Raw genomic sequence first — 11,484 nt, 5'->3', positions numbered from 1 at the left:
TTCTTCTTGACTTGTTTCATTTGTATTTACAATTCCTGCAACTCTTCCATTACTCATTACAAGAATCCTATCTGTTACCCCTAATAACTCTGGCATTTCTGAAGAAATCATTATCATAGCTTTATCTTTATTTGCTAAATCTAACATTAATTGATAAATTTCATATTTCGCCCCTACATCTATTCCCCTTGTAGGTTCATCTAACATTAAAACATCAGGACTTGTAAGTAACCATCTTCCAATAATTACTTTTTGTTGATTTCCCCCAGATAAATTTCCTATTTGAGTTTTTTGACTTGGTGTTTTTACTCTCATAGAATCAATTACCCATTTTGTATCCCCTTGCATTTTGCTAGAATTTAATAACTTATTTTTAGCTTCATATTTTGGCATATTTGATATTAATGAATTAAACTCTATATTAAGTTGTGGAAATATTCCTGTAGCTCTTCTCTCCTCTGTTACAAGAGCAAAACCATTTTTTATTGCATCTAAACTACAATGATTATCAATTGACTTATTATTTATTTTAATTGTTCCAGAAGATTTTTCTCTAATTCCAAATATTGTCTCAACAATATCTGTTCTTTTTGAACCTACTAGTCCTGCTACTCCAAGTATCTCTCCTTTTCTTAATTTAAAGCTAACCTCTTTGATTGATGGTTGATTCTTAGCTGTTAAATTTTCAACTTCTAAAATTACCTCTTTAGGTTTATTGGTCTTTGGCGGAAATCTTTGAGTCAGTTCTCTTCCTACCATCATTCCTATTATCTTATCAGTACTTACACCATCTAAGCTTGAAGTTGATATCCATTGTCCATCTCTAAGTATTGTAATATCATCACAGATAGCTTTAATCTCCTCCATTTTATGAGAAATATAAACTACTCCACAACCTCTATCTCTTAATTTATTGATAATCTTAAAAAGATGTCCAACTTCTTTTTCTGTTAAAGAAGAGGTAGGCTCATCCATCACTATAACTTTTGAGTTATATGAAAAGGCTTTAGCTATTTCTACCATTTGCATTTGAGAAACAGATAATGTTGATACTTTTGATCTAGGATCTATGTCTATGTCTAACTCTTCGAATATTTTTTTTGTATCTTCATACATCTTTTTATGATCTACAAACATTCCCTTTTGTGGATATCTTCCTAACCACACATTATCCATTACTGATCTTTGCAAAACTTGATTTAATTCTTGGTGTACCATAGAAACTCCATTTTCTAGAGCATCTTTTGCTGAAATAAAGTTTATCTCTTTTCCATCTAAAAGTATTTTACCAGTATCTTTTTCATAAATACCAAAAAGACATTTCATTAAAGTTGATTTTCCTGCTCCATTTTCTCCCATTAAAGCATGAACTGAATGTGGTCTTATTTTTAGATTTACATTATCTAGGGCTTTTACACCTGGGAATGATTTCGATATACCTGTCATTTCAAGTAAATACTTATCCATTTTCTCTCCTTAAAAATACTATTTTTATTAAAATAGGGGGATTAAATACCCCCCCTACATCTCCTACTTTTTAAACTGATTTAAGTTATCTTTATCTACACCAACATAAGGGATTCTTAAAACTCTATTATTTAATTTCCATTTTGTTCCCTCAACTGGTGATTTTCCTTGACCTAAATTTCTAGCTATTTCATAAGCTGCTTGTCCTTGATTTATTCCATCATTTAGAACTGTTCCAGCCATTTCACCCTTTTCAATCATAACTAATACTTCTGATAAAGCATCTACTCCAAATACTGGAATATTTGGCTTTCCGTTAGCTTTTAAAGCCTCTACAGCTCCCATTGCCATTCCATCATTATTAGCTACTATTACCTCTATTTTTTCTCCATTTGGTCCAGATAACCATGCTTCAATTTTATCTTTAGCCATAGCTGCATCCCACATAGCTGTATCCATATGAAGCTCATCTGTTTTTATTTTAAAATTATCATTTAATGTTTTTGTAACGTAAGTTGTTCTAGCTTCTGCATCTGGATGTCCTGGCTCTCCTTTTAATAAAACATATTGAATTACTCTATCCTTATTTAAATCCCATTTTGGATTTGCTTTCCAATGCTTTGCTACTACTTCCCCTTGAATTACTCCCGATTCTTTTGAATCTGTTCCTACATAATAAGCTTTATCATAACTGTCCATATCTGCCTGAGATGGTTCTTTATTATAGAAAACAACTGGAATATCCTCAGCTTTTGCCTTTGCTATTACTGTTGATGCTGCTGCTGGATCAACTAAGTTTATTGCTAATGAATTAACTCCTTTAGCTATTAATATATCTACTTGGTCATTTTGTTTTGATTGATCGTTTTGTGAGTCATTCATTAAAACTTCTACATCTTTATCATTCTTTGCAACTTCTTCAATTCTTTGTCTTACTGTTGACATAAAATTATCATCGTAACGATATACTGTTACTCCAACTTTTGTTTCTGCTGCTGATGCTATTGTTGTAAGTGCTAATGCCCCTAAAAAAAACGAAACTCTCTTCATAAATTACCCCTCCGCAATTTGTTATATTATAAAACATAGTGTAATTATAATATATATTTAGCACTAATGTCAAGCTTGTCAATTATAATAAATGCTTCTTATTTTATCAAGTTAAGAAAGTTTATTGTACATTATTTTATTTTTCTTGACTTATTTTTTTTTATTTGTTACATTTCAATTATGCGTATCTATAGCTCAATTGGATAGAGCAATACCCTCCTAAGGTATAGGTTATGAGTTCAAATCTCTTTAGGTACACCATAAAAATAGGATCAATGAAATAAATTTATTTCATTGATCCTATTTTTTACTTTATTAATTCTTTCAATTTTTTTATGTGTTCATAATTACTTCCACAACATCCACCTATAATGTCTACTAAATTTTTATCTAAAAGTTTTTTCATAGTGTTTAAATATGTTTTTTCTCCTTCATTCATATTAGGATGAAATGTTATTTTTATTAATTTAGGTAATTTCTCTCTTAACTTTTCAAAAATATTTTCAACATCTTTTAATACACAAGAACAATTTATTCCAACAGAATAAATATCATCTTCTATAAAAGAATCAATTACATCTAACAATCTTTCTCCTGAATATAATTTACCGCCATCACATAAGGTAAAAGACAACATTATTGGAGTTTTAATATTCTTTCTTTTCATTACTTCTCTAACCAATGTTAAACTTTCCAATCCCAATTTAAAGTTAAATATAGTTTCAATCATTATTAAATCTACTTTCCCATCAAGTATTCCTAAAATTTGTTTTTCTCCTGGAAGACAAAATACCCCAATGGATTTTTTATTATATTTTTCTGATATTCTCTTTGCTATTTCTGCCCCTTTTAAAGCGAAATTATAACTTTCATCAATATTTTCTCCATAATTTTTCAAGGCTTCTTCTGAACAATTAAATGTATTTGCTCTTATAAAATCACTTCCACTTTCAATAAACCTTTTATGAATATTTTCTATTTTTTCAGGAAATAAAATATTGATTTTTTCCTTACATTTTATTTCTATATCTATTTCTTTATTAATAGTAGTTCCCATTGCTCCATCTAATAACAATACCTTTTTCATCTTCTTTTCCTCTTTTTAATTTCATTATATCCTATTTTAATTAAAAAGTTTATAATTTTCATCACCTAGAAAATCTATTTTTTCTATATCTTCTTTCGAATTAATAAAATAGATATTTTTATATTTATTTTTTTTAAATATCTCTATATTTTTCTCTACATTTCTAATAAATACTTTTCTTTTTTCTTTTATAGCATATTTTAAAGTTGTCATTGTTCCACCTTTGCTTCCACTCTCTAAAATACATATCCCCTTAGATAGATAAACTTGTAATCTATTTCTATTTAATAGATAAATTGATTTTATCGATATACTTGGTGGTATTTCACTAATTAAAGCTCCATCTTTTTTTATAATTTCAATAGCTAACTTTTCATTTTCTTTTGGATAAACAAAAGTTCCTAATCCCTGACCTAAAATAGCTATATTTTTCACTCCTATTTCTAATGTTACTCTATGTCCTATTTCATCACAACCTAAAGCTAATCCACTTATGTTGTAACCATTCTTTCTTTTTAAATATAACCCAATATTCTCTATAAACTCTTTATCTTCTATAATTTCAGGATGCCTTGTTCCTATAATTGCAAGTGATTCTTTTAAATTTTTTTCTTTTGGAAAACTTCCTTTATAATATAATACATAGGGAGGAAGCTTCGTATATCTAAGATCACTTGGATAATCACTACATTGATATGTAACCATTTTTATATTTTCTTGCCTCATGATCTCATTTTCCACTTTCACTTGATTTTTCAAACTCTTTAAAAAGACAAAATCATTAAATAACTCCTCTAACTTTTCTATCTCTTTTAGAGAATCTATTGTTTTAATAATACTTTTTCTTTCGTTATAACTACAATGAAATATATTTTTATTTAATTCAATGCTTTTTCTAAAGATTTCAAATAAACAATTAGAATTAAACAACAAAGTATCCACTTTTCCTGTCTTTATAGTTAAAGAAAATATTATTGACCACAAAATCATCTCGTCCTTTAAATACAAAATATCACCTCCTATTTTCTATAATACATATTTTTTTATTTAATCCTCTAAAAAAATCTTTACATTTTCTATTTTTACATATATACTTAACTGACAATTTAAAGAGAGGTTAATTTACCTATATGTATGAGCCTAAGGCCGATGGCGTTGATGACATATTCCTGTAAATTAAGTATTACAAAGCTGCCATAGTAATACGCTTAGTTAAGGTGAGTTCTCAATTCAGCATACTTTTATAGTATGCTTTTTTGTTTGGCAGAAATTTAAAATTTCTGGAGGTTTTTTATGGCTATATTCAAATTTAGTATCTATTCTTTACTGGGATTACTTGCTTTTTTAGCACCCATCACTATTGGAGGTGAATCTTCAATCATTATGGGGCACCTTAAAAATTTTGTTTTAAATAATTATTCTAATTTAGTTAATTTCTTAATTATGTTTTGCTCTGTTATTACAATAACTGGAACAACTATTGGACTTTTTAAGAAAAAATTTAAAGAAGCTTATCTTAATGAATTATTTATTGCTGATAAATTTAGTGCAATTTTAAGAATTGGAGGATCTATTATGTTCCTTTTAATATCTCTTAACTTAGCACCTGAATTTTTAAAAAATGAAAATACTGGTGGTCTTATGGCTACAGGCATGATTCCACCATTAATGGTTACTTTTTTCATAGGTGTTATTTTAATGCCTCTTCTTACTTCTTTTGGACTAGTTGAATTTATCGGAACTTTAATAGCTCCTATTATGAAAAAAGTTTTTAAAGTTCCTGGATATGCTGCTATTGACGCTTTAGCTTCATTTTTAGGGGATGGAACTATTGGAATTGTTGTTACTGATCAACAATATCAAAAAGGATACTATACTCAAAGAGAAGCAGCTGTTATTGCAACATCATTCTCTATTGTTGGGATATCTTTTGCTGCTGTTGTTGCTGATCTTTTAAACTTTTCTAATATTTTTTGGATTTTTTATGGAACTATTGCTTTTGCAACTGTTATTGCTGGATTTATTATTTCAAGATTACCATTAAAAAAATTCAAAAACGAATATTATCAAGGGAATCAAGTGGAAGAAACTGGAGTTAGAAGTTTTGCTCATGCTTTTAATTTAGCTACAAATACAGCTAAAAATGCTTCTGAAAAAGATATTATGGTTGATTCACTTTTTAAAGTTATAGTTATCTATATTACTTTTATTCCTGTAATTATGTGTGTTGGTTCAATCGGATTGGTTATTGCAGAAAACACTAATTTCTTCAGCATTTTATCTATGCCTTTAATGCCAATACTAAATCTTTTAGGATTCTCTCATGAGATATCTTCTCAAATGGCTCCTGCTATGATAGTAGGTTTCTCTGATATGTATTTACCTGCACTATTTATTGAAAATGCTGGAAGTGAAGTTGCTAAATTTATTGTTGGAACTTTATCTTTTGCACAATTAATATTTCTTAGTGAAACTGGTATGATTTTAGTTAATTCAAAAATGGGATTTAATTTATTAGATGTTGCTAAGTTCTTTATCATTAGAACTATTATTACTTTCCCAATTATCTACTCAATTGCTATTATCTTATTAAAAGTAGGAATACTTAAAAATTAAACAAAAAAGAGGTTGGCAAAATTTTTATTTTGCTCAACCTCTTTTTTAATGCATAAAGCTCTTATATACCCATCTTTTACTTTTCCAACGCCAAAGCATTGCAAAACCTCTAATCCACTCATCCAATCCATTTGATATCCATACTCCAATTAAAGCCCAACCAAAATGAATTCCTAATAACCATGATAAGGGTGCTGCTACTCCAACCATAATTAAACATCCCATTAACATTGGAAATTTAATATCTCCTGCTGCATGTAAAGAGTTAATTACAACAATATTAAAAGTTCTTCCACTTTCAATAAATACTAACCAAGGAAAAACTTTTACAGCGATATTTATTACAGTAATATCTTTTGTAAATAAAGACATTATCTCATATCTACCTAAATATATTAATATTGATAATAATGTGGCTGCTGAAAAGGCCAATAGTAAACTTTTTAAACACTGAGAATAAGCTTCATCTTTTTTCTCAGCTCCAACTAAATGACCAACCTGAATTGCTGTTCCCTGTCCTAAAGCTATTGAAAATATCATGATAAAAGAGGAAACTAAAGCTAAATATGTTCTAGCTGTTATTGTGTCTGTTCCCATTGTATTTACCATTGCAAGAATTACAACCTGTGTTAAACTCCAAGTTAAGTGTTCTCCTGCTGTTGGAATTCCAATAGACAGTATTTTTTTCATCATTGAAATTGTAAAAAGTTTTAAATCAGAAAATTTAAATTTACAATATACCATCATTACTTTTAAAGATATAATTGCACCAATTAATCTTGAAAAAACTGTAGAAATCCCAACCCCTGTAACTCCTAAAATAGGAGCTCCAAACCATCCAAATATAAACATACCATTTCCTAATATATTTAATAAATTAACTCCAACATTTATAAAAAGCATTGGTTTAGTATTCCCATAACTTTTTAGAATTGCTCCACTTGTTAAAGAGATTGATTGAAAAATACAAAATCCTCCAACTAATTTAAAATAATTCATCCCCATACTTCGTAGTGCTAACGGTAATTTTATCTCTTTTAATATCCATTCCCAAGCAAAGAAATAAACTCCACCTAAAAAAATAGCAATAGCTATATTCATTATAATAGACACAGAAATAACTTTTTTTATTGAATCTTTATTTTGAGCCCCTATATACTGAGCCATTAGTATTGTTGTTCCTAAACAAATAAAACTTAAAATCGTATTTTGAATAAGTAAAATTTGACTCATCCCACCTACTGATCCCACAGCTTTATAATTAAAATGACCTAACATTATTGTATCTACATTTCCAACTATAGTTACAAGTAATAGTTCTAAAAAGATAGGTATCGTTATTGTAAATAATGACTTTTTTCCTCCATTAGACAAATTTTTACTCCTTTTTATTCTATAATTTGTTTTTTCATCCAATCTTTTCCTTCAACAAATCTACTTACTAGCATTGCTGCCACTGTATCTCCTGTTGCATTTATCATTGTTGCTGGTGGATCAACTAAATAACCAATAGTAGCAACTATTGGAAAGGCTTCTGGTGGGAACCCATACATAGTTACAATTAACATCTCTCCAATTAATCCTCCACCTGGAACACCTGACATTACAACTCCACCCATTATTGAAAGAATAATAGCACTTATATATGTTCCAACTCCTTCAAAAGGCATATTAAACACACCAAATAAAAATGATATTTTTAAAATTGAACTTAAACATGTTCCATCCATATGAGCTGTTGCTCCAATTGGAAGTACAATATCTCTAATGTCCTTTGGCACTCCTATTTTTTCTGCTGCTTCTAAGTTTACAGGAAGTGTTGCTATACTACTTTGAGTTGCTAGTGATGTTATTGCTGGTGAAATCAAATATTTCAATGACTTTACTCCCTCTACTCCACCTGCAATATATCCATAAATAGGAAAAGCTATTAAAAAATAAGCTATACAAAGTGGATAGTATATTAACATTGCTCTAGCATACGATCCAATTAATTGTCCTCCGTACTCTCCTACTAAGGCAGCAAAATATGCTCCTAATCCTATTGGTGCATAATACATTAATATATTTATCATTTTTAAAAATACTTCAGCTAAAGCATCTAATCCCTTAGATATAACCGCTCCTTTTTCTCCAATTAAATTTATACAAAATCCAAAGAAAATTGAAAATATTATTAACGGCAACATATTTTTTCTAGAAATTAATTCTGGAAAATCTGACACTGTTAAAGCTCTTACTATTTGATCTGATGTTTTAAATGGTTCTAGTGCTGTTACTGCTGATAGATTCAAATTAACACCTTGTGCTGGTGGAAACACCTTTACAATTAATATAATTAAAATACTTGCTAAAAATCCTGTTGTTATAAATGTAAAAAATAAACTTTTTAAAATATTTCCTAGTCTTTTCATATTACTCATACTAGAAATAGAACTACTTATTGTTACAAAAACTAAAGGTACTACTATAGTAAACATTCCATTTATAAAAATATCTCCAAAAGGTTTAAATACTTTTGCTTTAGGTCCCATTTGGATTCCTAAAAAACTTCCTAAAAATATTGCCCCTATTAAAACTATTGGAAATTTATATGACTCCCATACTGATTTTTTTCCCATTTTCCCTCCTCTATATCTCTTTATACATAAATCAATGCCTTTCATTATACTATAATATCAAATTATCTGCAAAAAATATTATAATTTTAAAAAAAAATAGGAGATATAATCTCCCATTTTATACATTTATCTAACACTAATTACTCTTTTGTACCATGAAAAATTTCACCTAAAGTCACTACACTTTGAAGTTCACTTGGAATAATTATCTTAGTAGCTTGCCCATCTGCAACTTTAGCAAAAGCTTCCATTCCTTTTAAAGCAAGGACTGCTTTATCTGCCCCAGCTTCTTTTATCAATTTAATAGCTTCAGCATTTGCTCTTTGTACACTTAATATTGCTTCAGCTTCTCCTTCAGCTTCCCTAATAGCAGCTTCTTTTTTAGCTTCTGCTCTTAATATCGTTGATTCTTTTTCTCCTTCTGCTATTAATATTGAAGATTTTTTTTGTCCCTCTGCTCTTAATATAGATTCTCTTCTTTCTCTTTCAGCTTTCATTTGCTTTTCCATAGCATCTTGAATCTCAGCTGGAGGAATTATATTTTTAAGTTCAACTCTATTTACCTTTATTCCCCAAGGATCTGTTGCATCATCTAAAATAGCTCTCATTTTAGTATTTATTGTATCTCTAGATGTTAAAGTCATATCTAGCTCCATCTCTCCAATTATATTTCTAAGAGTTGTCGCTGTTAAATTTTCTATTGCATTTAATGGTCTTTCTACTCCATATGTATATAGTTTTGGATCTGTAATTTGAAAATATACAACTGAATCAATTTGCATTGTTACATTATCTTTAGTTATTACAGGTTGTGGAGGGAAATCAATAACTTGTTCCTTTAAAGATACTTTTTTAGATATTCTATCTAAAAAAGGTATTAACACATTTAATCCAACATCCCAAGTTGTTAAATACGCCCCTAATCTTTCTATTACAAATGCTTGTGACTGAGCAACTATTCTAACATGTAAAGCTATTAAAACAGCAGCTATTAATACTAAAATGAATATAAATAACATTTATTCCTCCTATTTTTTACTTTTTATTTTTTTTAAAACTAATTTATTTCCCTCAATTTTTTCAACATTTACTTTTTCTCCAATTTCTAATTTTTCATCACTTATACAGTCCCAATACTTTCCTTCTGAATATACCGTATAATTTCCATTTTCTTTTATCTCTTTAATTTCTACCTCTGCTTTTTTTATCCTATTAACCTCCTTACTTTTACCTTTTAAATATCTCACAGCTATTTTTCTAACTAATAATAAGGAAATTAAAGAAATTCCAGTAAAAATATAAAACTGATTATATATAGATAAATCTGTAAATAACATTGTTACAAAGGCTCCTATAGAAAACCAAATAGATATTAATCCAAAACTAGCTAATTCTATTCCCAAAAATATCAATCCAATAACAAACCATATAAACACGCAATTCACCTACTTCCTTTTTAAAGTTTAGTTAAGTTTATCTGTTTTTATCATTAATGTCAATATAATTGCTTTAAATATTGACATTTTTGAGAAATAGGAGTACATTGTGAAGTGATTCTCAATACGGAGGTATTTTTATGTTAAATAATTTAAAAGTAAAACTTTTTAGTTTTTTATTAAAAATTAAGAAATTCAACACTCTTTCAAAACATAAAATAAGAACTTTTTCTTTTTTTTGTTCCTTGATTTTAGCAGGAATTGAACTTTATCGTTTCAATGTTACTTGGACATCTAAAGAGTTTGTACTTAGTAGTTTTGTTATGATTATCTCAATTTTTATTACCCTTTATCCTTTTTTATATTTTTTCAGACCAAAATTTAGAATATTTTTAAGTGATCATATTTTCTTTTCAATGTCATTGATTATATATTTTACTTTATTAATTCCTATTCTCGGACTTGTTAATGATAGTTTGCTTTCAATATCTTTGACTGGAGTTATTATTAAATTCTTACACATTATAACAATTATGGTTTCGATGCTTTTAATTATGATTTTAATATCTCGACAATTTATAATGGTTATATATAAAAAAAGAAAGATTCAAGGAATGGATATTTTAACAACGTTCTTAACATATATTATTCTCGGATTAGCTTTTGGATCTTTTTACTATATCCTAAACTTAATGTCATCTGATAATTTATTCATTGGAGTTACAAAACCACATACATTTGATTTTGAAAACTTTTTAAATCATATTTATATTAGTTTAGGAACTCTTAGTACTGTAGGAACAGGAACAATTGCACCTATAAATCCATATATTAGACTTATTAGTGTTATGGAAACTATTTTAGGTATATTTTTAACTAGTTTTTCATTAGGATTTATTTTCTCAGTTTTAGGTTCTAATTCTCAAGATGATATTCCATCATCAGATATTCCTTTAGAGTTTTCTGTTTGGGAATCTATGAAAAAAGCATATATTTTACTAAAAAATGATTTAAAATATGTAGAAGAAGAAAATAACAAAACCACTAAATAAATAACAAAAGGAAGATAAAAATATTTATATCTTCCTTTTTATTTATAATTTATTTTTTTATAAAAAAAAAGATACTTACGTATCTTAAAATTCTTAAAAATGGTGCCGCTTATCGGAGTCGAACCAATCACCTACTGATTACAAGTCAGTTGCTC

General features: G+C 28.1%; 10 protein-coding genes and 1 tRNA gene. 3 read left to right on the top strand and 8 right to left on the bottom strand.

Features of this window, described 5'->3' with window-relative positions; translation table 11 throughout:
* On the bottom strand, positions 1–1,467 hold a 1,467-nt coding region (mglA, locus tag Q0V09_RS03670; RefSeq protein ID WP_297487216.1), incomplete at its 3' end, for a galactose/methyl galactoside ABC transporter ATP-binding protein MglA.
* Positions 1,468–1,530: 63 nt separating this feature from the next.
* Complete coding sequence (gene mglB / locus Q0V09_RS03665; protein WP_297405991.1) at positions 1,531–2,517, bottom strand: galactose/glucose ABC transporter substrate-binding protein MglB; 987 nt, start codon at positions 2,515–2,517, stop codon at positions 1,531–1,533.
* Positions 2,518–2,701: 184 nt separating this feature from the next.
* Here mglB and Q0V09_RS03660 point away from each other — a divergent pair.
* A tRNA-Arg gene (locus Q0V09_RS03660) sits at positions 2,702–2,778 on the top strand.
* A 46-nt stretch (positions 2,779–2,824) separates the two neighbouring features.
* Here the strand turns inward: Q0V09_RS03660 and Q0V09_RS03655 are convergent.
* On the bottom strand, positions 2,825–3,604 hold the full coding sequence (locus Q0V09_RS03655) for a homocysteine S-methyltransferase family protein (protein ID WP_297487214.1): 780 nt from the start codon (positions 3,602–3,604) through the stop codon (positions 2,825–2,827).
* Between the two features lie 36 nt (positions 3,605–3,640).
* Positions 3,641–4,612 (bottom strand): DNA-processing protein DprA, encoded by a 972-nt coding sequence (locus tag Q0V09_RS03650; protein WP_297406183.1) that lies wholly within the window; start codon positions 4,610–4,612, stop codon positions 3,641–3,643.
* Positions 4,613–4,897: 285 nt separating this feature from the next.
* Between Q0V09_RS03650 and Q0V09_RS03645 the strand changes: the two genes are divergently transcribed.
* A complete protein-coding gene (locus tag Q0V09_RS03645) occupies positions 4,898–6,220 on the top strand; it encodes a YjiH family protein (protein ID WP_297406184.1) in 1,323 nt (440 codons plus the stop codon).
* 45 nt (positions 6,221–6,265) lie between these two features.
* Here Q0V09_RS03645 and Q0V09_RS03640 read toward each other — a convergent pair whose 3' ends face one another.
* The 4 genes from Q0V09_RS03640 to Q0V09_RS03625 form a co-directional block, all read right to left on the bottom strand.
* Positions 6,266–7,594 carry an MATE family efflux transporter gene (locus Q0V09_RS03640; RefSeq protein WP_297487212.1) on the bottom strand — a complete coding sequence of 443 codons (1,329 nt, stop codon included), beginning with the start codon at positions 7,592–7,594 and terminating at the stop codon, positions 6,266–6,268.
* A gap of 14 nt (positions 7,595–7,608) precedes the next feature.
* On the bottom strand, positions 7,609–8,841 hold the full coding sequence (locus tag Q0V09_RS03635; protein WP_297406187.1) for a dicarboxylate/amino acid:cation symporter: 1,233 nt from the start codon (positions 8,839–8,841) through the stop codon (positions 7,609–7,611).
* 140 nt (positions 8,842–8,981) lie between these two features.
* Positions 8,982–9,860 (bottom strand): SPFH domain-containing protein, encoded by an 879-nt coding sequence (locus Q0V09_RS03630; protein WP_297406188.1) that lies wholly within the window; start codon positions 9,858–9,860, stop codon positions 8,982–8,984.
* A 9-nt stretch (positions 9,861–9,869) separates the two neighbouring features.
* Positions 9,870–10,277: an NfeD family protein gene (locus tag Q0V09_RS03625; protein WP_297406189.1), complete on the bottom strand. Its 408-nt coding sequence runs from the start codon at positions 10,275–10,277 to the stop codon at positions 9,870–9,872.
* 140 nt (positions 10,278–10,417) lie between these two features.
* Here Q0V09_RS03625 and Q0V09_RS03620 point away from each other — a divergent pair, with 140 nt between their 5' ends.
* Positions 10,418–11,329, top strand: a complete 912-nt coding sequence (locus tag Q0V09_RS03620; protein WP_297406191.1) for an ion channel — start codon at positions 10,418–10,420, stop codon at positions 11,327–11,329.
* The last annotated feature ends 155 nt before the right edge of the window (positions 11,330–11,484 follow it).

This window comes from uncultured Cetobacterium sp. (assembly GCF_947039425.1).
Lineage (GTDB): Bacteria > Fusobacteriota > Fusobacteriia > Fusobacteriales > Fusobacteriaceae > Cetobacterium_A.
Note: the sequence above shows the minus strand (reverse complement) of the source record. Positions and strands in the feature narration are given on the sequence as shown.

Bases quoted from the DNA above. Each gene is read 5' to 3' on its own strand.
- Q0V09_RS03630 (WP_297406188.1), bottom strand. From the start codon at position 9,860: ATGTTATTTATATTCATTTTAGTATTAATAGCTGCTGTTTTAATAGCT.
- mglB (WP_297405991.1), bottom strand. From the start codon at position 2,517: ATGAAGAGAGTTTCGTTTTTTTTAGGGGCATTAGCACTTACAACAATA.
- Q0V09_RS03655 (WP_297487214.1), bottom strand. From the start codon at position 3,604: ATGAAAAAGGTATTGTTATTAGATGGAGCAATGGGAACTACTATTAAT.
- Q0V09_RS03620 (WP_297406191.1), top strand. From the start codon at position 10,418: ATGTTAAATAATTTAAAAGTAAAACTTTTTAGTTTTTTATTAAAAATT.
- Q0V09_RS03645 (WP_297406184.1), top strand. From the start codon at position 4,898: ATGGCTATATTCAAATTTAGTATCTATTCTTTACTGGGATTACTTGCT.
- Q0V09_RS03635 (WP_297406187.1), bottom strand. From the start codon at position 8,841: ATGGGAAAAAAATCAGTATGGGAGTCATATAAATTTCCAATAGTTTTA.